Origin of the sequence: Paraperlucidibaca baekdonensis, assembly GCF_003387535.1 — a bacterium.
Taxonomy (GTDB): Bacteria; Pseudomonadota; Gammaproteobacteria; order Pseudomonadales; family Moraxellaceae; genus Perlucidibaca; species Perlucidibaca baekdonensis.
Window position 1 is genome coordinate 38,481 of record NZ_QUNR01000003.1, and the last position, 24,739, is coordinate 63,219.

The following is a 24,739-nucleotide window of genomic DNA, read 5'->3' on the forward strand; positions in this document are numbered from 1 at the left end:
ACCTTAGATAATCTCTAAAGCCATGGCCGTAGCTTCACCGCCACCGATGCACAGACCTGCCACACCACGGGTCTTGCCGTGTTGCTTGAGCGCGTGAATCAAGGTCAGGATGATGCGTGAGCCGGTCGAGCCCACGGGATGGCCAAGGGCGCAGGCGCCGCCGTAGACATTGACCTTTTCATGCGGCAGGTTGTGTTTGATCATCGCCGCCATGGTCACCATGGCAAAGGCTTCGTTGATCTCATACAAGTCCACCGAGTCGGCAGTCCAGCCGGTTTTCGCAAATAGCGTGGTCAGCGCGCCCACGGGGGCAATGGTGAATTCGCTAGGGTCTTGCGATTGCGTGGCATGACCGACAATGCGCGCTAATGGCTTAAGGCCTAATTCGGCGGCCTTGCTGGCCTTCATCAGTACCAAGGCCGAGGCGCCGTCGGAGATCGACGAGGCGTTGGCGGCGGTGATGGTGCCATCTTTGGCAAACGCGGCTTTTAGCGTGGGAATTTTCTCAGGCTTGGCATTGCCGGGCTGCTCATCGGTGTCGACTAAGACTTCGCCTTTGCGAGTTTTCACCGGCACTGGCACGATTTCGGCTTTGAAGTCGCCATTGGCAATGGCCGCATTGGCACGACGCAGCGATTCCACGGCGAAGTCATCCATGGCCTCACGCGTTAAGCCCAGCGTGGTCGCCATGTCTTGCGCAAAGGAGCCCATTAAGCGGCCGCTGCGGGCATCTTCGAGACCATCTAAAAACATGTGGTCCATGACTTGACCATGGCCCATGCGGTAGCCGCCACGCGCTTTCGGCAGGATGTATGGCGCGTTGCTCATCGATTCCATGCCGCCTGACACCATGATCTCGTTAGTGCCCGCAGCAATCGCGTCGTGCGCCATCATGGTGGCTTTCATGCCTGAGCCGCAGAGTTTATTGATGGTGGTGGCACCGGCGGCAGCAGGGATGCCGGCATTGAGTGCGGCTTGGCGTGCCGGGCCTTGCTTCAGGCCAGCAGGCAGCACACAGCCCATGATGACTTCTTGCACTTGGTCGGCGGCCACACCGGCACGGCTCAAGGCTTCACGAATGGCAATGGCGCCGAGGTCGGTCGCAATCACGCTGCCTAGGCTGCCTTGAAAACCGCCCATGGGCGTGCGCGCACCATTAACAATAACAATAGGATCGTGGCTCATCTGTGTCTCCAAGGTTTAAGCGCCGTGGCACTTCTTAAATTTTTTGCCACTGCCGCAATGGCAGGGGTCGTTTCGGCCAACTTTCAGTTCATTGACCACGGGTTTGGGCTTTTCCGAGGGCCCACTGTGCAGCACTTCGCCATCGCGAAATTGCCAGCCGGCATCAGTCTGTACAAAGCCTGAGACTTCGTGATGATGATGCTTCACGCCGCCGACTTGGTAATGTGCTTTGAATTCTACCAGACCCTTACGATCTTGGTCGCCGCCAGCTTCCACTTGCACGATCTCAAGACCCTGCCAGTCGGCACCTTCAGCCCAGGCGCGCATGGCATCGATGTCGCTATCGGCGCGGCCATCGGGGTGCGTGGAGGCCATGATGAAATCGATATTGTGCTGGGTATAGGCGGTGTAGCGCGCCCGCATCATGGCTTCAGCGCTAGGAGCGGGCGTTGTGCCCGCAATAATGGGGGCGCAGCATTGATCAAGTGCTACTGAGGAACCGCAAGGGCAAGACATGAGTTTCTCCAAAATTCAGGCATAAAAAAAGGGGTGCATAATGCACCCCTTTTTCATGAGGCGTGAGCCTCACCGCATTACTGAGCGGCCGCTTCTTCAGCTGGTGCTTCTTCAGCAACTGGAGCTGCTTCTTCGGCCATTGCTTCAGCTTCTTCAACCACTGGTGCAGCAGCTTCTTCAACAGCTGGCGCTTCCATTGGTGCAGCTTCTTCTTTCTTAGCGCAACCAGCGATAGCTAGTGTGGCGGCAACGGCGGCTAAAATAGCAACTTTTTTGATTTGCATGATCAGATCTCTCAGGTTTGAACAACGAATTCGAGCGCTCTCGACCTATCAGGCTGTTGCGGCAGCGGTTGATGGCTTAAAGCCCGCGCATCATAGCACCGCGCAAACGCCTTTGCATCTAGCGTTCTGCGGAATTTTTAAGCTTTTTTGCAGAATAATTAACGCAGTGTATCGGGGTCTGTATAGGCCGCCCCTTGCTGCGCTTGGCCACGTAAACGCGCACGTTCTAGCGCCTCTTGCATGGCGTTGAGCATGGGATCAAGAGCCAGCGGCAGTGTGGGCAGCCACGTTGCGCTGATGTGCAATTGGGCCGCCGTCATCTGCGTGGCAATGGCTTCATCAAATGCCCGTTGCAAGCGCAGCGCCACGGCATCGGCTTGGGCGTGTGGGCAGTCGAGCAAGACAAAGACAAAATGCAATGCGTCGTAGCGCACCAAAATGTCACTGCCACGCAGTTGCGTTTGCGCGACATCGGCCATGGCTCGCGCCAGCGTTTGTGTTGCTTGCTTGCGCTGATCGGGCGTGCTGGCGGCTGACGTTGGATCAATCACGGCATAGAGCAACGACACCGGCATATTTTGCCGATGCGCTAATGGCCACAGCAAACGCGCCACGGCATACAGCGAGGTGCGTGTGGCGAGGCCAGTGTCGGGGTCGTTATGCGGTGCTAAATCGGCGAGCTCGCCGAGAGCCACGGTGTGTTGGCGGAACACTAAAATTAAGCCGATGAGTATGCTGGCGATGCTCGCGCTGGCCAGCAGTGGCAAGTAGCTCATTAGCGGCATGAAATAGCTGCGTAGCAGCAGTGTGGCTGTGGCCAGCAGCACCATGAGTAAGGTCAGGCGCAGCAAGGTGTCGCGGCGATGGCGCAAGCTGGCCAGTCCAAAAAATAAGCCCACGAGCAAGAGTGTTGGGGTGCTAGGCAGGGGGTCAAACCAGAGCGCCGGCATCAGCAGCAAGACATCCGTGGTGCTCATGCAGGCGCTCAGCGCGGGAGAGCTGCCGCGGCGCTCTTCGATCAAACCAAAAATAGCGTGCAGCAGCGCATAGGCCGATGGCACCACGATAAAAGCCCCTTGCGGTGCCGGCAAGGAGGCCGCCACGCTGTAGGCATAAATAGCTAATAACAGCGCCAAGCCGAAGCGCAATGCTTGTTGTTCGGGGGAGCAATAGACGCGGCTATTGAGAGCGGGGTCGTGGCGACCAATCAGCGCATGTGTGGCAATGGGTTGGGTCATAAAAGCCTAAAATTAATGAATACCAAAGAGAAATTGCACCCCAACAGCCAGCAAGAGTATGCCAAATAAGCGTTTGAGTTGCGCGGCGGGTAGGCGTTGCGCGGCATGGGCGCCAAGGCTGGCGAAGATCAAGCTGGTGATGCTCAAGCCGATGAGCGCGGGCCAATAAATATAGCCACTGCTGCCAGCAGGCAGGCCGGGCTCAGACCATCCGGCGACTAAAAAGCCGAGGCTGCCAGCGAGCGCGATGGGAAAGCCGCCGGCCGCCGCCGAGCCCACGGCGCGCTGCATGCGCAGGCCATGATGCACCAAAAAGGGCACGGTCAAGCTGCCACCACCAATGCCAAAAATCGCCGATGCTGTGCCAATCACGCTGCCCGCGCCGATCAGTCCCGCACGCCCCGGCAGCGGCCGATCGTGAGCCTGCGCTTTACGCCCGCGCAACAGATGCTGACCCGTCCACAAGGCAAACACGGCAATGATGATTTGCAGCGCCCGCGCCGGCAGCGCATGGGCAATCTGCGCGCCCAGCCACGAGCCGAGCATCAGGCCAATCGAGAGCTTGGCCATCAGTGGCCAATCAACATTGCCGTGCTGATGATGCGTGCGCACCGAGCTGATGGAGGTCAGCAAAATCGACGCCAGTGATGTACCCACGGCCATGTGCGTGGAAACATCACTGCTAATGCCTTGCAGATGAAAACTCCAGAGCAGCGCCGGCACAATAATCATGCCGCCACCGATGCCTAAGAGTCCGGCGAGAAAGCCTGAAAATACGCCGGTGGCGGCGTAGAGCGCGAGGGCGCTGAACGAGATATCCATGCAAATTCCTACGGCGAGCTGTCACGAAATTGTCATTGTTTTGTCATCTGGGCGACACCGTGATTAATGACACTGCGTGCATGAAAACGACCTTAAAGAGCCGACCCATGAATGCCCGCCGCCCAGCTGATTTGCAACCCATGTCACTGTTGCGCCACTTCAACGTTAAGCCGTTTAAGAAAGCCAAAGCGCACAAACAATCAGCACCGGAAGTTACCCGGCAGAAGCCTATCCTAGAAGCTTGCTTCGCCGATACCCCCGAGGCACTAGGCGCGGCGCAAACTCTACGCGCTGAGGTCTTTGGCCAAGAATATGGCGTCGCCTTTGATGGTCTCGACAATGACCATTACGACCTGTTTTGCCGCCACATCACGGTGTTTGACCGAGCCAATAACCGCTTGGTGGCCACCACACGCATACTCAGCCAAGAGCAGGCACGACTCGCGGGTGGCTTTTATTCAGCCAATGAGTTCGATGTCTCGGCGCTAGAGCATCTGCCCGGGCGTATCTTGGAAATTGGCCGCACCTGCGTGCACCCCGATTATCGCTCGGGTGGCGCGATTACCGTGCTTTGGTCATTCCTGGCCGATTACCTGATGCGCGAGGGTTTTAGCTATCTCATCGGCTGCGCCAGCATCAGCCTCGCCGATGGCGGCACGACCTTAGCTAGCGTGATGCCGACCTTGCGCGAAAAGCATTTCGTTGCCAATGAGTTACGCGTTAGCCCGACCCGTGAAATTGTGCTGTCTAGCGCGGCGGCCGGTAGTGTCACTGTGCCGCCATTGCTGAAAGCGTATTTGCGCATGGGCTGCCAAATTGGCGGCGAGGCTTGCTGGGACCCTGAGTTCAACTGTGCCGACGTATTCATATTATTAGATGTACAAGCGATGGCAGGGCGGTATGCTCAACGGTTCTTAAAGACCGCCTAAATGTAGGATGCCGTGAGCCGAACGCCCCGAAGTAAACGCGAGCACCCCGCCGTGATGCAAAACCCCGACCTCTCGCTGCGTCTGATTTGGCGCTTACTGCGCATAGGCGCACACCTGATCTCAGGCTGCCTCACCGCCTTGCTCACCGGCATGTTTTTTATGCGCCCGAAAGCTTGGCATCGCCCCATTGTGCGGTGGTGGCTCAGCGGCCTAGCTTCGCGCTTAAACCTTGAGGTCAGCGTGCAGGGCGCACCCGTAGACGGCGTGAGTCTATGGGTCAGCAACCATGTCTCGTGGATGGACATTCCCGTGCTCGGCGGCATCTCGCCGGTGGATTTTTTGTCGAAAGCCGAGGTTGCTAAATGGCCATTGATTGGCCGCCTCGCGCAGGCCTCGGGCACGTTGTTTATTCAGCGCGGCTCGGGCGATGTGGTGCGCGTGCAACAGACCATGAAGTCGGCCTTAAACGCTCACCGCAGCGTGCTGTTTTTTCCGGAGGCCACCACCACCGATGGCCATCGCGTGCAGCGCTTTTTCCCGCAGCTGTTTGCCGTAGCCAGCGACACCGATTGCCGCGTGCAGCCGGTGATTATTTGCTATCGCCAAGGCCAGCAGCTACACCCACTGGCGCCGTTTATTGGCGATGATGACCTCGTGCCGCATCTGCTCAATGTGCTGGCGGGCGAGCGCATCCGTGTCGATGTGAAATTCTTGCCAGTGCAAGCCGTGGCGGGCCGCGATGCGCGTGCGCTGTCATTAGCCTGTGAGATGGCCATGGCTGAGGCGCTGATTGCTTTGCATGGCGACGCCGACATTCCCAGCCGTGTTGGTTTGCCGGCCGTTCGCAGCGCCTAATACATCGGTCTATACTCGGGCTCAAATTTTCGGAGCCCGATCATGTCTTTAGCGCAAACTCTCACGCTGCCCAACGGCGCCATCCTGCCCAATCGCCTAGCGAAGTCGGCACTCAGCGAGGCCATGGGCACCATGGACAACCGCGTCACGCCGGCCTTGGTGCGCTTGTATCAGCGTTGGTCAGCCGGTGGTACTGGCTTGCTGATGACGGGCAATGTGATGGTTGATCGTCGTTATTTGGGCGAGCCCGGCAATGTGGTCATTGAAGACGAGCGTGACCTGCCGCTGCTGCAGCAATGGGCGAGTGCGGGGCGCGAGTTTGGCACGGCCATTTGGGTGCAGCTTAACCATCCGGGCAAGCAATCGCCGAAGGGTTTAAATCGCGAAAACATCTCGCCCTCGGCGATTCCGTTTAAGAAAGAGATGCAGTCGTTTTTTGCCACCCCGCGTGCGATGACTGAGGCCGAGATTCTCGACACCATTTCGCGCTTTGCTACGGCCGCCGGCATTGCCAAAAAAGCCGGTTTTGCCGGTGTGCAAATCCATGGCGCGCATGGTTATTTAGTCAGCCAGTTTTTATCCCCACGCCACAATATTCGTGAGGATGGTTGGGGCGGTACGCCAGAGAAGCGCCGGCGCTTTGTGTTGGAGCTGTATGCCGCCATGCGTGCGGCGGTCGGTGCGGATTTCCCGATTGGCATCAAGCTCAATTCAGCGGACTTTCAGCGCGGCGGCTTTACTGAGGATGAGTCGCTGGCGACCATCCAGGCCTTGGCCGATGCCGGCATCGACTTGATCGAAATTTCTGGCGGCACTTATGAAGCGCCGGCCATGACGGGCGCTAAAGCCTCGACCATGGCGCGTGAGGCCTACTTCCTAAGCTTTGCCGAGACCGTGCGCAAACACATCAGCACACCGCTGATGGTCACCGGCGGCTTCCGCACACTAGAAGCCATGAACTCGGCGCTGGCCTCGGGTGCGCTCGATGTCATTGGCCTCGGTCGGCCCTTGGCTATTGAGCCCGATGCCGCCAATCGCTTACTCGCCGGCCAAGAGACTTTGCACCGCGTGAAGCCCATTACCACCGGCATTGGCATGGTCGATCGCATGGCGATTATGGAGGTGTCGTGGTATACGCGGCAGCTGCATCGCATGGGTAAAGGCAAGGCCACCAAGCCCAATGAATCGGCGCTCTGGTCGTTTGCTGCGACCGTGGTGGCGAATATTCGTGGCACCGCGAAAACACGCAAGCTGCGCGCCTCGTAATTTTTTGCTCGGCGCGCGTGGCAGCGGCAGTTTCGCTCTGCTATGATGCGCGCCACTGCGCCAGTGGTGAAATTGGTATACACGCCAGATTTAGGTTCTGGTGCCGCAAGGCGTGGAGGTTCAAGTCCTCTCTGGCGCACCATCTACATTACTTTGCCAATAAGCAAAGTGCGAAAAGCCCGCCTTGTGCGGGCTTTTTTGGCTTAGATTATTAGCAAATGCTTTAGGCATCTTGCTGAGCCTCAAACTGCAGCGCGCGCAGCAAATCCCGCTCGTAATAAGCACTGGCCAAGGTGTGCAGCTCGCTATTCATCAGCTCTTTGAGCTCGTAAATGCTCAGCGCGGAAGTATCGAGGCGGCGCACGCCAAAGGGCTTCAGGTCAGTGAGTTGCCGAGCGGCATTTTTTAGCAGTATTTGCAGCCACGTCCAGGCGCTGGCATCGAGGCGATAGCTTAGGCGCATGTGGTCGAGTTGCTGGCGCAGCAGGGCCGGGTCGGTGAGCTCAAAGTAGCGCGGCATAATTTGCGCCAACAGGCCATCGAGGCGTAGCCAAATCAGGCGCTTTTCGGCGGCGGAGTAGCGATTCCAGTCAATGACTTCGGGCAGGTAGCGCCGGCAACCGCGGCATACCGTGTCGCCGTAGGTGGTGGAGCAGATGCCCACGCAGGGCGTGGGGACGGTCTCAAATGGCATTGCTAAAGCCCATGCAAAATTCGCTAAGGCGCAAACCATAGCAAAAAATTGCGCGCCTTGGGCTTGTACATAGCGAGCGACTCTGCCACAAAGAGGCCTATCGTTTGACGGCCTGAGGATTATTCGTGAATACCTATTTAATGTTTAAGCATCCGCACTTGCTTACCGCTGTTTTGCTGGCGCTGGTGTATCTGTGGCGCGGTTTTTATTTGCTCACCAATCAACCCGAACGGCCCGCCAAGCTGCTGCGTATAGCCCCGCATATTCTGGCCACGATCATGATTGTTACCGGTTTTGGCATGGTCTTTCAGGTCGGCGCCATGCCTGGTTGGGCGCTGCTGAAGCTGGTGTTGCTGATTGGTTTTGTGATGTGCGGCGCGGTGGCGTTTCAGCGTGCACGCGGCACAGCTCGCGGCAAGATGGCGTTTTTGCTTGGCCTGTTATTGCTGCTGGCCTTGTTTGGTTTGGCCTTCTCGAAACCGTCGATGGGCGTTTTCGGTTAAAGTTAGTCTCGTCAACCTAACGTCAGTTTAGTCGTTAGGTGCTTATTATTTTAGGAGCTTCATTATGCGCTTATTGATCGCTGCATTAGCCGCTGGTGCCGCCACACTCGCAGGCTGTACCACCAATCCATACACCGGCGAACGCCAAGTCGCCAAAGGCACCTATGGTGCAGCGATTGGCGCGGCCATTGGTTGCGGCATTGCGACTGCCACCACAAAACACGGCAAGCGCAACGAGCGTTGCTTGCAGGGCGCCGCCATTGGTGGCGCGACCGGCGGTGGTGTCGGCGTCTATATGGACGTGCAAGAAAAGAAATTGCGCGATCGTCTAGCCGGCGTTGGCGTGGGTGTTCAGCGCGATAAAAACACCGGCATCATCACCTTGGTTATGCCCGGCAACATCACCTTTGCCACCGCGCAAACCAGCGTGCGTGCAGACTTCTATCCGGTGCTTGATGCCGTGGCTGATGTGCTGAACGAGTACGATGAGACATCGATTACCGTGAGTGGCCACACCGATAACGTGGGTCGTGCTGACTACAACCAAAACCTCTCGCAACAACGCGCTAGTTCAGTGGCGGGTTATTTGGTTAATAAAGGCGTTGCCGGTAACCGCGTATCGGCAATTGGTTATGGCATGAATCAGCCCGTTGCTAGCAATGCTAATGAGTCGGGTCGCTCGCAAAACCGTCGTGTGGAAATCGTCATCAATCCACCGCGTGGTTAATGCATCGGATGTGAAAAAGCGCGCCTTCGGGCGCGTTTTTTTTGCCATTTTTGCGTACTTAGTCGGCACGTTGTCATCAGGCGGGCTACAGTGGCGTTAATGCAGTTTAGCGGTTTTTTCAGGTGGCCTATGCGCTGGCGAATAGTATCGATGCTCGTGTTGCTGGCATGCAGTGCCTCAGCCTCCGCCGCACTCACGGTGCATATTCAGCAGCTTTTAGAGCGGCGTATCGCTATTGGCGTGGCTGATTTTTCCGGGCCAATGGCGGGCGAGGCCTTGGGCGATATTATTCGTCAAGACTTGACGCATGGCCCCGGCTTACGCGTTGCTGAGCAGCCAGTTCGCGCTTGGCAGCCGGGTGTTATTGCCTATAGCGAGGCGAGCGCGCAAGAGCCCATCGCGCAATATATTGTGCAGGGTTTTGTTCAGCAGCTGGCGCCGCAGCGCTTTCATTTTAGCTATGCCGTGGTCGAGCCGGCCACGCAGCAGGTGATCTTCAGTGGCCAGTTAAAGGCAGGCAATGGTCGCTGGCGGGCGGTGGCGCATCATATGAGTGATGCTATTTACGAAAAGCTCGTGGGCGTCGCTGGTGTGGCGTCGCGGCATATTATCTATGTGCAAACACAGGGCGAGCGCCATCAGCTCATGATCGCCGATAGCGACGGGGCCGGCGCACGTGTACTGCTGGATTCGGCCAGTCCAATTTTGTCGCCGAGCTGGTCGCCCGATGGTCAACGTGTGGCCTATGTCAGCTTCGAAGATGGCCAATCAGCTATTTATAGCCAGGATTTACGCAGCGGTGAGCGCACCCGCCTAACGGCCCTCACGGGCACCAGCGCTGCGCCGAGTTGGTCGCCCGATGGTCAGCGCATCGCCATGGCGCTCTCCGCCGCCGGTAACACCGATATATATGTTTATCGACTCAGTGATGGTGATCTTCAGCGTGTTACTGAGCATGCTGCCATCGACACCGAGCCGCGCTGGCGAGCCGATGGCCAGTCCTTGATGTTTACTTCAGATCGCAGTGGCAGCGCGCAGATTTATAGTCTTGACTTAAATGCAGGCAGCACCCAGCGTGTCAGCTTTGCTGGGCGTTTCAATGCGCATGTTGCGATAGATCCGAGCCAAGGCGCACTGGCGACCGTGCATGATAGCGGCGATGGTCGTTATCGCGTGGCGCTGTTTGAATCGCAACGTGCGCCGTGGCTGCTGAGTGATGCGGCTTTGGCGAGCGCGCCAGAGTTTGCGCCCAACGGCATGTTGCTCAGCTACACCGAGTCGAGCGCCAGTGGTGAGCGCATTGCCTTTGTCTCGCGCGATGGCAAACAGCGCTGGCATTGGCCGGCACGCGCGGGCTCACAACGCGATGCCATTTGGTCACCGTACTAACCCCTTTCGACCCACCGCAGGAGTTTTATTGATGTCTTTATCTTTTCACCGAGCGCTACCCAAGCGCCACCTGATGGCATTGCTCAGCGCCAGCGTACTGACGGTTTCGCTGTCGGGCTGCTCATTATTTCGCAGTGAGCCACCGCCACCGCCCATGGCGCCTGACATGAGCTCCGATACGTTGCCCGAGGCGGTGACGGTGCAGTCTGTGGATGCCAGCTTGGCCAGTATCGCGCGTTGCTCACCCGCGCAGTTGCAGGCCTTACTCAATGCGCAAAGCCCAGAGATGGCGCAGCTTTTACGTCAGAGCGTGTATTATTTTGGCACTGATGCCAGTGAGTTATCACCCGATGCATTAGCCAGCCTCAATGCGCTCGCGGGTGTGTTGCAGTCGGCGCAAGGCGTGAGTGTGCAGCTGGCTGGGCACACCGATGAGCGTGGCACGCACGATTACAACTTGGCGCTCGGCGAGCGTCGCGGCAATGCCGTGGCGAGCTATTTGCAGGCCCAAGGTGCCTCAGCCACGCAGCTCGATGTGGTGAGCTTCGGCAAAGAAAAGCCGGTGGCGGAAGGCAGCACTGAGGCGGCTTGGCAGCAAAATCGCCGTGTCGAAGTGGCTTATTCGGCCTGCGATATGACGCCCTGAGCGGTTAGCTGAGCTTTCGCAAATGACGGGGTGGGCTGCGAGGCACTGCAGTGCACCCCAAGATCGCGCAAAATACCATCGCCAATATTGAAAATCAGGCCATGCACAGAGACGTCTTGGCCCCGCGCCCAGGCATTTTGCAAGATGGTGGTGTTGGCGATATTGGCGACTTGTTCGACTACATTGAGCTCGCAGAGCAAGTCAAATTGTGTGTCGTAGTTGAGCCCGGCAAAACGATGGGCATGGTAGCGATGAATATCTTTGATGTGCTGCAGCCAGTTATCAATGAGACCAAACTGCTGGTTATCGAGCGCGGCCTTAACGCCACCACAACCATAGTGGCCAGTGATCAAGACATGACGCACTTTCAAGACTTCCACCGCGTATTGCAGCACCGATAAACAGTTCATGTCGGTATGAATGACGAGGTTGGCGACGTTGCGATGGACAAACACTTCGCCGGGCAGCAGGCCCATAATTTCATTGGCCGGTACACGGCTATCGGCACAGCCTATCCAGAGTAATTGTGGTGTTTGTTGCTGGGCGAGCTTTTCGAAAAAGTCCGGCTCTTTGGCTTTAATGGCATCGGCCCAACGCACATTGTTTTTAAATAAAGCATCTAGCATCACTACATCCTCTCATCGCATCGCGCGATTATGCCACGGCTTAGACTGGTCTTTGTCGCGGCTTTTGTCGATGATGGCATAGACCGACGGAAAGGATAGGTAGATGACATCTCCCCGCATGAATTGGCCGCAACTGCTCTCGGCGCAGCGCTTTAAAGTTAAACGTGAGCAGATTATTGCTGCCCCAGCGGCGGCCACCGATCAAGGTCTCGCGGGCTTGCGCTCGGAGTTTCACATTGACCATGACCGCGTGGTGTTCTCCACAGCATTTCGCCGCTTAGGCCGCAAAACGCAGGTGCATCCGCTCGCGCAACACGACCACACGCACAATCGCCTCACGCACAGTGTCGAGGTCGCCAGTGTCGGCCGCAGCTTGGGCAATCGCGTGGGGGCGAGTCTGCAGGCCAGCCATCATGAATTGCCCAATGGTTTCACGCCCTTTGATATTGGCGGCATTGTGCAAGTGGCTTGTTTGGCCCACGACATGGGCAACCCACCCTTTGGCCATACCGGCGAATACGCTTTGCGCGACTGGTTTCGCGAGCCAGCCCGCGCGGAGCTGTTGGCGCCGCTGGCGAGTGCCGAATACCGCGACATCATCACCTACGAGGGTAATGCCCAAGGCCTGCGCCTGGCCTGCTCGCAGGAGATGTATCGCAACGAGGGCGGTATGCGCCTGAGTGCCGCGACTATTGGCGCCTTGGTGAAATACCCGTGGACCGCACAGTGCTATCCCGAGCGCGGCAAGTTCAATGTTTATCAGGCCGAGCTGCCTTACTACCGTGCCGTGGCTGAGGCGCTGGGCTTGCTGCAGCGTAGCGAGGAGCAGTGGGCGCGCCATCCGCTATCGTATTTGATGGAGGCCGCCGATGATATTTGCTATGCCATTGTCGATTTGGAGGATGCTGTGGAGATCGGCATCCTCGATTTGCATGAGCTTGAGAGCTTGCTCGGTCCCATTGTGCACCCGGATAAACAATGGCAGATCCGTGACCCACGCCAATATGCGGCGGCCTTGCGCGGCACCATGGTCGGGCGTTGTGTGGGTGATTTGGCCGATACCTTCATGCGCCATCACGAAGCGCTGTTGCGCGGCGAGTTGCCTGGCAAAGACTTGATTGCCATGGCCAGCCCGACCATTCGCGATGCACTGCTGGCGGCCAAACAGCTGGCGCAAGATAAGGTCTATGGTCATCGCAGCAAAGTCGTCACCGAGGTCGCGGCCTACCCGTGTTTGGGCAGCCTGCTCGACACGCTGGTGCCGGCCGTGCATGCCTTTTGTGTGCAGGGGGCGGCGTCGCTGAGCCCGCGCCATCGCACGCAATTAGCGCTGCTCGACACGCCACTGACACCGGGTATGTCGCTGTATCAGGGCTATTTGCGTGTGTTTGATTTTGTCGGCGGCATGACCGACAACCATGCTGCCCGCTTGGCGCGCGAGATCTCCGGTCAGGGCTTGATTTAAGGCGCGAGCACCTTTGTCTGATGAGAGCGCGGTGCTATGCTCGCCCGGCGATGACTGATCAGTCTTACTTAGGAGCTGTTATGCAATTAGAACATAGTGTGGCCATCATTACGGGCGGTGCCTCGGGTTTGGGCTTTGCTACCGCACAGGCCTATATCGCCAAAGGCGCGCGCGTGGCTTTATTTGATTTGAACGAAGAGGCCGGCAAAGCCGCTGCCGCGGAGCTCGGTGCCAATGCGCATTTTTGCCGCGTCAACGTCGCCGATGAGTCGTCTGTACAAGCCGGCATCGATGAAGTCTTGGCCGCTTGGGGCGCGGTGCACATTGCCGTGAACTGTGCCGGCATCGGTAGCGCCATGCGCACTGTCGGTAAAAATGGCCCGCACTCGCTCGATGTCTTCAATAAAGTCATCGCGGTGAATTTGGTCGGTACTTTCAACGTCACACGCTTGGCCGCCGTGGCCATGGCGAAAAACGCTGGCAATGACGACAACGAGCGCGGCGTGATCATCAATACCGCCTCGGTTGCCGCCTTTGATGGCCAAATCGGTCAAGTTGCTTATTCGGCGTCGAAAGGTGCGGTGGTCGGCATGACGCTGCCCTTGGCGCGTGATTTGGCCAGCATCGGTGTGCGTGTGAATACCATCGCGCCGGGCATTTTCAATACGCCATTGCTTAATGCCGCACCCGATGCGGTGAAGCTGCCCTTGATTGAAATGACACAGTTTCCCAAACGCTTAGGCCATCCGGCCGAGTACGGCATGCTTGCCGTGCAGCTGGTCGAAAACGCCTTTATGAATGGCGAGACCATTCGTATCGATGGCGCGATTCGCATGGCGCCGCGCTAATGGCGTACTGGTGCAGCAGCATCTAGCGGCTTAGGGCATTCGAGCGATTAGGCTTACAGCCATTGCCGCTTCAGCCCCGATAAAGCCCGCGCTATGTCCTAGCGCGGGCTTTATCTCTACAATTAGGCCACTTTTTCGCTGAGTGTCGCCATGAACTATCCCACCATTGCCGATTGTGTTGGCAATACGCCCTTGGTTCGCCTGCAGCGCTTGCCCGGCAGCACCAGCAATACCATCTTGGTGAAGCTCGAAGGCAATAATCCGGCGGGTTCGGTAAAAGACCGCCCGGCGTTATCGATGATTGTTGAGGCCGAGCGCCGTGGCGCTATCCATCCGGGCGATACGCTGATTGAGGCCACCTCGGGCAATACCGGCATTGCGCTAGCCATGGCGGCAGCCATCATGGGTTATAAAATGCGCCTGATTATGCCGGCGAACCAGAGCCAAGAGCGCCGCGATGCCATGGCCGCCTACGGTGCCGAGCTGATTTCGGTGAGCGCCGAGGAGGGCATGGAGGGTGCGCGCGATTTGGCCATGCGCCTGCAAGCGCAGGGCGAGGGTGTGGTGCTCAATCAGTTTGGCAATGATGATAATCCGCTGGCGCACTACCGTGGCACGGGTCCAGAAATTTGGCAGCAAACGCAAGGCCAGGTCACGCATTTCATCAGCTCAATGGGCACTACCGGCACCATCATGGGCGTGTCGCGTTACTTAAAAGAGCAAAATCCCGAGGTGCAAATCGTTGGTCTGCAGCCGGTCGAGGGCGCCTCGATTCCTGGCATTCGGCGTTGGCCTGAGGCTTATTTGCCGACGATTTTTCAGCGCGATCGTGTTGATGTGGTGATTGATACGCCGCAGCAAGCGGCGGAGGACACCATGCGACGTTTGGCGCGTGAAGAAGGCATTTTTTGCGGCGTGTCATCGGGTGGTTCGGTGTGGGCGGCGCTGGAGCTATCGAGGCAAGTCGAAAACGCCGTCATTGTTGCCATTGTCTGTGATCGTGGCGACCGCTATTTATCCACCGGCGTGTTTAGCGCGGAAGCTTAAGTCATGAATACCCTCGTGTTTGATATTGAAACCGTGCCCGATATTGCTGGCGGACGGCGCTTATATGGCCTCGATGGCCTCGATGATGCCGCTGCTGGCGAGGCGCTGTTTAAGCTGCGTCGGCAAGAGACCGGCGGCTCGGATTTTATTCGCCACTCGTTGCAGCGCGTGGTGTGTATTTCCATCGTGTTGCGTTCGCGCGATGGCGTGAAAGTTTGGTCATTGGGCGATGAAAACGCCAGTGAGGCCGAGCTCATTACGCGCTTCTACCAAGGCTTGGAGCGCTTCAATCCGACCTTGGTGTCGTGGAATGGCAGTGGCTTTGATTTGCCGGTATTGCATTATCGTGCGCTGCTGCACGGCATTTCGGCGCCGCTGTATTGGGATCAAGGCGAGATCAATCGCGAGGCCAAATTTAATAACTACCTCGGCCGTTTTCATGCCCGCCATACCGATGTCATGGATGTCTTAGCCGGCTATCAAGCGCGTGCTGTACAGCCGCTCGATCAAGTCGCCACGCTCTTGGGCTTTCCCGGCAAAATGGGCATGGATGGCGGCCAAGTCTGGCCGACATTTCTCGCCGGCGGCCTCGATAAAATCCGTCAGTATTGCGAAACCGATGTGCTCAATACCTATCTGGTCTGGTTGCGCTTTCAGCAGATGCGCGGCCAGCTCGATGCCGCGCAATTGACCACGGAGCTGAGCATGGTCGAGGCCACGTTGAGCGCCAGCGAGCAGCCGCATCTGCATGAGTTTTTAGCGCAATGGCAAGCCGCCAGTGCTGCCATGCCGGCGACCGATCCACCGCTCAACGCGCCGATCATCTCCCTTTAAATGTCTGCCGCGCCGGCACCCACGCCGACGCGCAATCGAGTCTGTTATGTCGCGTAAACGAGATAAATTAAACGCCTTGGCGCCCGAGATGCTCACCGTCACCAAGCTCGGCCACGATGGCCGCGGCATTGCCCATCGCGCCGATGGCAAGCTGGTGTTTGTCGATGGTGCCTTGCCCGGCGAAGACGTGCTGGTCAAGCTCGGCAATCTGCACAAAAAGTACGACGAGGGCCGCGCCATTGAGGTGCTCAATGCCTCGCCCGATCGCGTGGCGGCGCCATGTGTGCATTTTGGCGTCTGTGGCGGCTGCTCCTTGCAGCATATGTCGCGCCAAGCCCAACTTGACCTAAAGCAGTCGGTGCTCGCCGAGCAGCTCAAGCATTTTGGTGGCATTGAGCCGCTGGAGTGGCTGCCGCCGCTGGTTAGCGAGAGCAACTCGTATCGGCGTAAAGCGCGCATGGGCGTGCGCTATGTCATCAAAAAAGAAAAGCTCTTGGTGGGTTTTCGTGAGCGCCAAGCCAGCTTTTTGGCTGAGCTCGACAGCTGCGTGGTCATGGATCCGCGCTTAGGCCTGAGCATCACGGCCTTTCGTGAGCTGATTAATGGCCTAGCCGCGCGCGATCACATCCCGCAGATTGAAGTCGCTGCGGGCGACGAGCTCGATGGCGTGGCGCCAGTCGCGCTGGTGTTTCGCCACATGATCGACCTGAGCGATAGCGATCGCCAAGCGCTCATCGATTTTTGTGCGGAGCGCGGCTGGCAGTGCTATTTGCAGCCCGGCAATTACGATACCGTGCACAAGGTCTGGCCTGTCGATGGCCCTGATCGTCTGGCCTATGAGCTGCCGTTTCCAGCCGCCAATGGCGCGGATTTACGCCTGGCGTTTCACCCCAATGACTTCACGCAAGTCAATGCCGACATTAACCGGCAAATGCTGCCATTGGCATTGGAATTGCTTGAGACTTCTGCAGAGCATCGCGTGCTGGACTTGTTTTGTGGTCTGGGCAATTTCACCTTGCCATTGGCTACAAAAGCACGCGAGGTCGTCGGTGTGGAGGGGTCGGAGGCGATGGTGCGACGCGGGCAAGAAAATGCCACGGCCAACGGCCTCAGCAATGTCTCATTTTATAGTCATGATCTGACCAAAGACATTGCCAGCCAGCCGTGGGCGGCGCTGGGCTTTGACCGTGTCTTGATTGACCCGCCGCGCAGTGGCGCGTTGGAGATTTTGCCGCACATTGTCAGCTTAAAGCCGCAGCGTGTCGTCTATGTGTCATGCAATCCAGCGACACTGGCGCGCGATGCCGGCGAATTAGCGAAAGCCGGCTATGTGCTGCTGAAAGCCGGCATCATGGATATGTTCACGCACACCACGCATGTCGAGTCGATTGCGGTGTTTGAAAAGCGCGCTTAAGCGCCCCATAACAAGGCAACGCGTCGGTTTTCGCACGGTTTTATTGCAACGCCAATACAGAGAGCGCAGTGATGGTTAAAGTACGCGCCGATTATCCGACCCACGGCGATGGTTCGGTGGATTTTGAGACCTGGCTTGATCGCGTCGAGGATTATGTCGAGTTGCATGATCGTGCCGAATTGCTGCGCGCTTGTCATCGGGCCGAACAGCTCGACCGCGAGGCGGTGGCGCGTCATAACGTTTGGTCGGCGCGAACCTCGAGCTTTCTGACCGGCTTGGCCATGGCCGACATCCTCGCCGAACTAAACCTTGACCAAGAGTCGCTGATGGCGGCGATACTCTATCGCGGCGTGCGCGAGGGCAAAATAGAGCTGGTGCAAGTCGGCAAAGAGTTTGGCCCCGACATTGCCGACCTCATCGATGGCGTGATGCGCATGGCGGCGATTAGCCGGCTCATCAACCCAGATCCGCGCCACAATAATAGCGAGGCGCAGCAGCTCGATAACGTGCGCAAAATGCTCATTGCCATGATTGACGATGTGCGTGTGCCGCTGATCAAGCTTGCCGAACGTACCTTTGCTATTCGCGAATTAAAAGATGCCAGCGATGAGCGTAAGCGCCGGGTGGCACGCGAAATTTTCGACATCTACGCGCCGCTGGCACATCGACTCGGCATTGGCCATGTGAAGTGGGAGCTGGAGGATTTATCGTTTCGATACCTTGAGCCCGAGGCCTACAAGCAGATTGCGCAGCTACTCGATGAGAAGCGTCTCGACCGCGACGGCTATATTGCGCAAGTCATCAGCACGGTGCGTGAGCACCTAGAGCGCATGGGCATGGGGCCGATTGAGGTCAGTGGCCGCGCCAAACACATCTACTCGATCTGGCGCAAAATGCAGCGCAAAGGCTTAGGCTTTCATGAGCTCTTTGATGTCCGTGCCATCCGCATTTTATTGCCCGATGTGCGCGACTGTTACGCGGCATTGGGGGTGGTGCACTCGCTGTGGAAGCATATTCCGAGAGAGTTCGATGACTATATTGCTACGCCCAAAGAGAATGGCTATCGCTCGCTACACACGGCGGTGATCGGGCCGGCCGGCAAGCCTATTGAGGTGCAAATTCGTACCTTCGATATGCACGAGGAGGCCGAGCTGGGCGTCTGCGCGCATTGGACCTATAAAGAAGGCAAGGCCTCACGTACCGATGCTCGCTATGAAAACAAGATTGCGTGGTTGCGCCAAGTGCTTGAATGGCAAGATGATATTGGTGATCAGCGCATAGAGGAGCTGGCCGAGCAAATCAATCAGGCCATCCATGACGAACGCATTTATGTGTTTACCCGCGATGGCCAGGTGGTGGACCTGCAAGCCGGTGCCACGCCCTTGGATTTTGCCTATCACATCCACACTGAAGTGGGTCATGGTTGCCGCGGTGCCAAGGTCAATGGTCGCATTGTGCCGCTGACCTACAAGCTACAGACCGGCGAGCAGGTCGACATCATGACCCATCGCGGCGGCCAACCTAGCCGTGATTGGATGAATCCGGCGCAGGGTTTTTTGGCCTCTAGCCGCTCAATAACTAAAGTGCGGACCTGGTTTAAGCAGCAAGCCCGCGATGGCAATGTGCATGAGGGTCGTGGGCTGCTTGAGCGCGAACTCTCGCGACTGGGCATTGGCATGCCAAAAGGCACACTGGAGCGCCTGGCGCCGCGCTTTAATCTGCGTAGCGCCGAGGATGTGCTGGCGGCCTTGGGTGCTGGCGATTTGGCCTTGGCGCGCATCACTCATGCGCTCAGCGATGAGCAATCGGTGGCGCAACAAGAGCTGGCCTTGCCCGAGATTCCCGTGCACGCGCCGCGCAGTGATGGTTCTGGCGCCGGCATCATGATTGAGGGTGTGGGCAATTTGCTCAGCCATGTGGCGGGCTGTTGCAAGCCGGTGCCCGGCGAGCCCATCGTTGGTTTTATTACGCAAGGTCGTGGCGTCAGCATTCACGCGCGTGGCTGCGCTGACTATGAGCGTCTCGCGCAAGAGGATCCGGCGCGCACCCTCGATGTGCAATGGCAGGTCGGCGAGCAAGCCGCCTATCCGGTCGATATCATAGTGCGCGCCTGGGATCGCACCGGTCTTTTGCGCGATGTCACCGCCGTGCTGGCCAATGAGCAGGTGAACGTGACTGGCGTGCAAACGCAGTCGGATAAGCACGATGCCACCGCGACGTTGCGCCTGACCATGGAAGTACCCAGCCTGGCCAAGCTCTCGCGCGTGCTGTCGCGCATTGAGCAGTTGGCGATGGTCATTGAGGCGCGGCGCTTAACCGAGCATCGCTTGCCGACTGAGCGCTGAGTCAGCGATTCACGCTACCCAAAGAGAGTCTTTACTATGTCCGTGCCAGCATCGACTACCCCTGAGCAGGCGCTGACCGAGCTGCTTGCTATCATGGCGCGGCTTCGTGACCCAGTGCAGGGCTGTGCGTGGGATCTTGCGCAAGACATGCAGTCGTTGGCGCCCTACACCATCGAGGAGGCCTACGAGGTGGTGGAGGCCATTGCGCAGGGTGACGCGCAGGCGCAGTGCGAAGAGCTTGGCGATTTGTTGCTGCAAATTGTCTTTCAGGCGCAGCTGGCGAGTGAGCAAGGTGGCTTTCGTTTTGCCGATGTCGCCGCTGCCATCAGCGCCAAATTGATTCGCCGCCACCCGCATATTTTTCGTGATGGCCGCTTGGATTTGCCGCGTATCGAGCTCACGCCCGAGCAAGTCAGCGCGCAATGGGACGAGATTAAGGCCGTGGAAAAAGCCATAAGCGCGGCGCAAGGGAAAGTAGCGACTCCGGCTTTCCTCGATAAGGTCGGCGCCGGCCACAGCCCCTTACGCCGAGCTGAAAAATTGCAAGCGCGCGCAGGCGAGGTCGGTTACGACTGGCAGGATCCCCGCCCGGTGTTGGCCAAGTTGCGCGAGGAGCTCGATGAATTTGAGCAGGCCCTCGACCACGGCTTAGGCCAAGACGCCTTGCAAGATGAGCTCGGTGATATTTTATTTTGTACCACCAATTTAGCCCGCCAAGTCGGCGTCGATAGCGAGCAGGCGCTGCTCGGCGGCATCGCCAAGTTTCGTCGGCGCTTTGGCTATATTGAGCAGGCATTAGGTAAGCGCGGTGAGTCGCTGAGTGATGCGTCATTGGCAGAGATGGAAGCCTTGTGGCAGGGCGCCAAGCGTGAGGGCATGTAGCCGCTGAGGTCATGAGGCGTGCATCAAAAAATAGTGCGTGGGGTGGTCAACCATCTGAAACGTCACGAAACTGTCATAAATCCTTCTGTGAAATGTCATATTAAATCGCCATAGTCGCGTCAACCCAAAAGCGGGCACCGAATGTGTCCTGGGTCGGCTGCCAAGCGGCCTTATCCACTTAGCTGATATGCAGAGGTAATAATGAAACATGCAATCAAGATGACCGCGCTGGCTGTATTTGCCGCTTCGTTTGGCGTGAGCGCCATGGCCGCCGACAAGGCCTCGACCACGGGTGGTTTTAAAATCAAATCCGAAGATGGCAACTTTGAAGCCAAAATCGGCGGTCGTATTCATGTTGATGGCAACTTCTACATTGACGAAGATGACATTGCTGCTAGCGGTAAAGATAAATCAAACTCACAATTCTTCCTTCGTCGCGCACGTCTATCACTTTCAGGTCGTGCCTATGATTGGAAATATAAGTTCGAAAATGATTTCGGCTCTTCTTCGGAGCAAGCGACTTCAACTTCTACAACAACTGTTTGCTCAGTTTCTGCCGGCGCAGCAGCTACAGTGTCATGCCCCGCTGGTTCGGTTCCAGTTACTGTCCTGAGATCTGCTTCAACTCCTAACAACTCAGGTATTCGTGAAATGTGGATCGGCCGCAAGGTCTTGGGCGGTATGAACCTTCGTTTAGGTCAGGCTAAGCCATATCGGGGTTTAGAAGAGTTGACTAGCTCAAACGAGCTTTTGTTTATGGAGCGACCATTCACAACTGCGTCGGGTATATACGGTAACCAGTTTGTGACTGGTGCCTTCCTAGACGGAAATGGTGAAGGTTATGGTTACGGCTTTTCGGCCTATACTCCTCGTGCATTTAGCGACTCTGAAACACAAGGCCTTGGAGTCAACGCTCGTGGTTTTGTTACACCCGTTCGCAGTAACGGCAATTTAGTACACATTGGTTTGTCTGCTTCTAAAGACAATTTCGAAACGTCAACTACTGGTGTTCGGGTCCGTATTGTTGGTCGTGAAAACGGTCTTCGTGAGCGTATCAGCAATTTCAGTGCCAATGAACAAACAACCGTTGCTTTAGAAATGGCTGGTCGCTTTGGCGGAACTTACCTTTCGGGCGAGTACACCAAGGCTAAATTTGAGAACACCAACAACTCCGTTAAAGAAGATGTCGATGCTTTAACTGTTCAGGCTAGCTTTTTCTTAACCCAGCACACTAAACCTTACGACTTCAAAAAAGGTGTTTTCAAGTCACCTAAAGTTAATGGGGAAGACGGTGCTATTGAGTTAAAAGCTCGCTACGATATGATTGAAAACAAAGATAACGCATTAAGCCAAAAAGGCATGTATTACGCTGTTGGTGTGAACTACTATGCAACGCCAAGCACGCGCTTCATGCTTGAGTATGTTGATGGTACCTTTGAGAGCGGTTCTGCAGCAGATAAAGAAACATCAGCAGTCACTGGCCGCGTTCAATACAACTTCTAAGTTTCAAGCATGCTGATATAAAAAAGGCCCTTCGGGGCCTTTTTTTATGAACTAAATTATGTGCCAAGGATATACGCCGCCGACATCGGCACGATAAGCATGCGCAGACCCTCCCCGCCATGGAGCGTGCGTGGTAACATCCTTTCCCGTCTTTGTACCGACTTTGTGCGGTGCGCTCATGCTCACGAAACGCTTGGAATGCTCATGACCAAATTTATATTCGTCACCGGCGGGGTGGTGTCTTCCTTAGGCAAGGGCATTTCCGCTGCCTCCTTGGCGGCGATCTTGGAAGCGCGCGGTTTTGCCGTGACCATGATCAAGATGGATCCCTATATCAACGTCGATCCTGGCACCATGAGCCCGTTCCAGCATGGCGAGGTATTTGTTACCAGCGATGGCGCTGAGACCGATCTCGACTTGGGCTATTACGAACGCTTTTTGCGCCGTGGTCGCATGACCAAGAAAAATAACTTCACCTCCGGTCGTGTGTATCTCGACGTGCTCACCAAAGAGCGCCGCGGTGACTACCTCGGTGGCACCGTACAAGTCATTCCGCATATCACCGACGCCATTAAGCAACGTGTGCGTGATGGTGCGCGCGACCACGACATTGCCATTGTGGAAATTGGTGGTACGGCCGGCGACATCGAGTCGCAACCGTTTATGGAGGCTGTGCGGCAATTGCGCATTGAGCTGGGCTATCAGGGCTCGCTGCTCATGCACCTAACGTTGGTGCCTTATATTGCCTCGGCCGGCGAGCTGAAAACCAAGCCCACGCAGCATTCGGTCAAAGAGTTGCGCTCCATCGGCCTGCAGCCAGATATCCTCATTTGCCGCTCCGAGCACGATGTGCCGGCCGATTCACGCCGCAAAATTTCGCTGTTTACCAACGTCGAAGAGCGCGCGGTGATCATCGCTAAAGATGCGAAAAGTATTTACCAGATTCCGCGCCGCTTTAACGAGCAAGGCCTCGATGACTTTGTTGTGGAGCGCCTAGGCCTGAGTGCACCGACTGCCGATTTGAGTGACTGGGATGCTGTGGTTGATGGCCTGATGAATCCTGAGCGCGAAGTTTGCGTGGCCATGGTCGGCAAATACGTTGAGCTCATTGATGCCTATAAGTCGATCAACGAAGCGCTCTTGCACGCCGGTATTCAAAACAAATCGCGCGTGCAAATTCGCTACATCGATGCCGAGGCCATTGAGCAAAAAGGCCTGAGTCTGCTCGATGGTGTCGATGCAATCTTGGTGCCCGGCGGTTTCGGCGACCGCGGCACCGAGGGCAAAATCGCCACCGTGCGCCATGCCCGCGAAAACAAGATTCCCTACCTCGGCATTTGCCTTGGCATGCAGGTTGCGGTCATCGAGTATGCGCGTCATAAAGCCGGCCTTGCCGATGCCAACTCCAGCGAGTTAAAGCCCGGCTGCGAGCACCCAGTCATTGGTTTAATCACCGAATGGCAGACCGAGACGGGCGCCATTGAGCGCCGCGATGCCAGCTCTGACCTAGGCGGCACCATGCGTCTGGGCGCGCAGCAGTGCCATCTGCTGCCGGGCACGCTTGCGCACACGGTCTATGGCGCCGCGGAAATCACTGAGCGCCATCGCCACCGTTATGAGGTCAACAACACCTATGTGCCGCAACTCGAAGCCGCGGGCTTGCGCATTTCTGGCTTAAGCGCCGATAAATCTTTGGTGGAGGTGGTCGAGATTCCGGATCATCCGTGGTTTGTGGCCTGCCAATTCCACCCCGAGTTCACCAGCTCCCCGCGCGATGGCCACCCGCTATTCAGCGGATTTATTGCCGCCGCACTGCAACACGCCGGTGCGCAGGGTTAAGCTTGCTAGCTAGATCATTTACAGGACTGAGCGATGACTGAGAAAACGATTTCCTTGGGCGCTATTGAGATGGCTAACAGCAAACCCTTCGTGCTCTTTGGTGGCATGAATGTGCTTGAGTCACGCGATCTGGCCATGCAAATTTGCGAGCACTACGTGACCGTGACGCAAAAGCTCGGCATCCCCTATGTGTTCAAGGCCTCGTTTGATAAAGCCAACCGCTCGAGCGTGAGCTCCTATCGTGGTCCCGGCCTCGAAGAGGGCCTGCGCATTTTTGAAGAGATCAAAAAGACCTTCAATGTGCCCATCATTACCGATGTCCATGAGCCCGCGCAGTGTAAGCCCGTGGCAGAAGTAGCCGATATTATTCAGCTGCCTGCGTTTTTGTCGCGGCAAACCGATTTAGTGGTGGCCATGGCCGAGACCAAGGCGCTGATTAACATCAAAAAGGCGCAGTTTTTAGCGCCCAAAGAGATGGGCCACATCCTCGCCAAATTTGAAGAAGCCGGCAATGATCAGCTGATTCTTTGCGAGCGCGGCTCGAGCTTTGGCTACAACAACCTCGTGGTTGATATGCTCGGTTTCGGCATCATGAAGCAGTTTGACTACCCGGTATTTTTCGATGTCACCCATGCGCTGCAAATGCCCGGTGGCCTGTCGAATGCTGCCGGTGGTCGTCGCGCGCAAGTCACTGAGCTGGCGCTGGCGGGCATGAGCCAGAAGCTTGCTGGACTGTTTTTAGAGGCGCATCCGGATCCTGAAAAAGCCAAATGTGACGGTCCCTGTGCCTTGCGTTTGTCGCAGCTCGAACCGTTCTTGGCGCAAGTCAAAGCCGTCGATGAGTTGGTGAAAAGCTTCCCTGTTCTCGACACTCATTAATTC

Annotated in this window: 24 protein-coding genes and 1 tRNA gene; 18 read left to right on the forward strand and 7 right to left on the reverse strand. The window is 57.0% G+C overall.

Annotation, left to right across the window (positions count from 1 at the left end; translation table 11 throughout):
- Window positions 1–3: 3 nt before the first annotated feature.
- The 5 genes from DFR26_RS06730 to DFR26_RS06750 all read right to left on the reverse strand — a co-directional run bounded on the left by DFR26_RS06730 (window position 4) and on the right by DFR26_RS06750 (window position 4,045).
- Window positions 4–1,185 carry an acetyl-CoA C-acyltransferase gene (locus DFR26_RS06730; RefSeq protein WP_116208209.1) on the reverse strand — a complete coding sequence of 394 codons (1,182 nt, stop codon included), beginning with the start codon at window positions 1,183–1,185 and terminating at the stop codon, window positions 4–6.
- Window positions 1,186–1,200: 15 nt separating this feature from the next.
- A complete protein-coding gene (locus DFR26_RS11270; RefSeq protein ID WP_116208210.1) occupies window positions 1,201–1,701 on the reverse strand; it encodes a YchJ family protein in 501 nt (166 codons plus the stop codon).
- A gap of 77 nt (window positions 1,702–1,778) precedes the next feature.
- Window positions 1,779–1,985 (reverse strand): hypothetical protein, encoded by a 207-nt coding sequence (locus DFR26_RS06740; RefSeq protein ID WP_116208211.1) that lies wholly within the window; start codon window positions 1,983–1,985, stop codon window positions 1,779–1,781.
- Between the two features lie 158 nt (window positions 1,986–2,143).
- The gene (locus tag DFR26_RS06745) at window positions 2,144–3,223 is read right to left on the reverse strand and encodes a GGDEF domain-containing protein (RefSeq protein WP_116208212.1); all 1,080 of its coding nucleotides are present in this window, start codon (window positions 3,221–3,223) and stop codon (window positions 2,144–2,146) included.
- Window positions 3,224–3,235: 12 nt separating this feature from the next.
- Complete coding sequence (locus DFR26_RS06750; RefSeq protein WP_116208213.1) at window positions 3,236–4,045, reverse strand: sulfite exporter TauE/SafE family protein; 810 nt, start codon at window positions 4,043–4,045, stop codon at window positions 3,236–3,238.
- 107 nt (window positions 4,046–4,152) lie between these two features.
- On the opposite strand from DFR26_RS06750, the gene DFR26_RS06755 reads away from it, so the two are divergent.
- From DFR26_RS06755 to DFR26_RS06770, 4 genes are all read left to right on the forward strand, one after another.
- Window positions 4,153–4,974 (forward strand): GNAT family N-acetyltransferase, encoded by an 822-nt coding sequence (locus DFR26_RS06755; RefSeq protein WP_181899009.1) that lies wholly within the window; start codon window positions 4,153–4,155, stop codon window positions 4,972–4,974.
- A 12-nt stretch (window positions 4,975–4,986) separates the two neighbouring features.
- Window positions 4,987–5,829, forward strand: coding sequence for a lysophospholipid acyltransferase family protein (locus tag DFR26_RS06760; RefSeq protein ID WP_147300276.1), 843 nt, complete (start codon window positions 4,987–4,989; stop codon window positions 5,827–5,829).
- A gap of 42 nt (window positions 5,830–5,871) precedes the next feature.
- On the forward strand, window positions 5,872–7,095 hold the full coding sequence (locus tag DFR26_RS06765; RefSeq protein WP_116208216.1) for an NADH:flavin oxidoreductase/NADH oxidase family protein: 1,224 nt from the start codon (window positions 5,872–5,874) through the stop codon (window positions 7,093–7,095).
- A gap of 57 nt (window positions 7,096–7,152) precedes the next feature.
- Window positions 7,153–7,237 (forward strand) — tRNA-Leu (locus tag DFR26_RS06770).
- A gap of 81 nt (window positions 7,238–7,318) precedes the next feature.
- On the opposite strand, the gene DFR26_RS06775 is transcribed toward DFR26_RS06770, so the two are convergent.
- The gene (locus DFR26_RS06775; RefSeq protein ID WP_181899010.1) at window positions 7,319–7,789 is read right to left on the reverse strand and encodes a DUF1289 domain-containing protein; all 471 of its coding nucleotides are present in this window, start codon (window positions 7,787–7,789) and stop codon (window positions 7,319–7,321) included.
- A 125-nt stretch (window positions 7,790–7,914) separates the two neighbouring features.
- Here DFR26_RS06775 and DFR26_RS06780 point away from each other — a divergent pair, with 125 nt between their 5' ends.
- The 4 genes from DFR26_RS06780 to DFR26_RS06795 all read left to right on the forward strand — a co-directional run bounded on the left by DFR26_RS06780 (window position 7,915) and on the right by DFR26_RS06795 (window position 11,054).
- Window positions 7,915–8,292, forward strand: a complete 378-nt coding sequence (locus tag DFR26_RS06780; protein WP_147300277.1) for a SirB2 family protein — start codon at window positions 7,915–7,917, stop codon at window positions 8,290–8,292.
- A 64-nt stretch (window positions 8,293–8,356) separates the two neighbouring features.
- Window positions 8,357–9,019, forward strand: a complete 663-nt coding sequence (locus tag DFR26_RS06785; RefSeq protein ID WP_116208219.1) for a YiaD family glycine zipper/OmpA-like lipoprotein — start codon at window positions 8,357–8,359, stop codon at window positions 9,017–9,019.
- 129 nt (window positions 9,020–9,148) lie between these two features.
- Window positions 9,149–10,408: a Tol-Pal system beta propeller repeat protein TolB gene (tolB, locus tag DFR26_RS06790; RefSeq protein ID WP_181899011.1), complete on the forward strand. Its 1,260-nt coding sequence runs from the start codon at window positions 9,149–9,151 to the stop codon at window positions 10,406–10,408.
- Between the two features lie 31 nt (window positions 10,409–10,439).
- Entirely contained in the window at window positions 10,440–11,054 is a 615-nt protein-coding gene (locus tag DFR26_RS06795) for an OmpA family protein (RefSeq protein ID WP_220375734.1), read from the forward strand.
- Here the strand turns inward: DFR26_RS06795 and can are convergent.
- On the reverse strand, window positions 11,027–11,680 hold the full coding sequence (gene can, locus DFR26_RS06800; RefSeq protein ID WP_116208221.1) for a carbonate dehydratase: 654 nt from the start codon (window positions 11,678–11,680) through the stop codon (window positions 11,027–11,029). The genes DFR26_RS06795 and can overlap by 28 nt on opposite strands.
- Window positions 11,681–11,783: 103 nt before the next feature.
- Here can and DFR26_RS06805 point away from each other — a divergent pair, with 103 nt between their 5' ends.
- The 10 genes from DFR26_RS06805 to kdsA all read left to right on the forward strand — a co-directional run bounded on the left by DFR26_RS06805 (window position 11,784) and on the right by kdsA (window position 24,736).
- Window positions 11,784–13,145 (forward strand): deoxyguanosinetriphosphate triphosphohydrolase, encoded by a 1,362-nt coding sequence (locus DFR26_RS06805; protein WP_245953037.1) that lies wholly within the window; start codon window positions 11,784–11,786, stop codon window positions 13,143–13,145.
- Between the two features lie 80 nt (window positions 13,146–13,225).
- Window positions 13,226–13,993, forward strand: a complete 768-nt coding sequence (locus tag DFR26_RS06810) for an SDR family NAD(P)-dependent oxidoreductase (RefSeq protein WP_116208223.1) — start codon at window positions 13,226–13,228, stop codon at window positions 13,991–13,993.
- 150 nt (window positions 13,994–14,143) lie between these two features.
- Window positions 14,144–15,040: a cysteine synthase CysM gene (gene cysM / locus DFR26_RS06815; protein ID WP_116208224.1), complete on the forward strand. Its 897-nt coding sequence runs from the start codon at window positions 14,144–14,146 to the stop codon at window positions 15,038–15,040.
- 3 nt (window positions 15,041–15,043) lie between these two features.
- Window positions 15,044–15,874, forward strand: a complete 831-nt coding sequence (locus DFR26_RS06820; protein WP_116208225.1) for a 3'-5' exonuclease — start codon at window positions 15,044–15,046, stop codon at window positions 15,872–15,874.
- Between the two features lie 46 nt (window positions 15,875–15,920).
- Window positions 15,921–17,288, forward strand: coding sequence for a 23S rRNA (uracil(1939)-C(5))-methyltransferase RlmD (gene rlmD, locus DFR26_RS06825; protein WP_116208226.1), 1,368 nt, complete (start codon window positions 15,921–15,923; stop codon window positions 17,286–17,288).
- Between the two features lie 71 nt (window positions 17,289–17,359).
- Complete coding sequence (gene relA / locus DFR26_RS06830; RefSeq protein ID WP_116208227.1) at window positions 17,360–19,633, forward strand: GTP diphosphokinase; 2,274 nt, start codon at window positions 17,360–17,362, stop codon at window positions 19,631–19,633.
- Window positions 19,634–19,669: 36 nt separating this feature from the next.
- Window positions 19,670–20,515: a nucleoside triphosphate pyrophosphohydrolase gene (gene mazG, locus DFR26_RS06835; protein ID WP_116208228.1), complete on the forward strand. Its 846-nt coding sequence runs from the start codon at window positions 19,670–19,672 to the stop codon at window positions 20,513–20,515.
- Window positions 20,516–20,716: 201 nt separating this feature from the next.
- A complete protein-coding gene (locus tag DFR26_RS06840) occupies window positions 20,717–22,018 on the forward strand; it encodes an OprO/OprP family phosphate-selective porin (protein WP_116208229.1) in 1,302 nt (433 codons plus the stop codon).
- A gap of 204 nt (window positions 22,019–22,222) precedes the next feature.
- Window positions 22,223–23,857, forward strand: a complete 1,635-nt coding sequence (locus DFR26_RS06845; RefSeq protein ID WP_116208230.1) for a CTP synthase — start codon at window positions 22,223–22,225, stop codon at window positions 23,855–23,857.
- Window positions 23,858–23,890: 33 nt separating this feature from the next.
- Window positions 23,891–24,736, forward strand: a complete 846-nt coding sequence (kdsA, locus tag DFR26_RS06850; RefSeq protein ID WP_116208231.1) for a 3-deoxy-8-phosphooctulonate synthase — start codon at window positions 23,891–23,893, stop codon at window positions 24,734–24,736.
- Window positions 24,737–24,739: the final 3 nt, after the last annotated feature.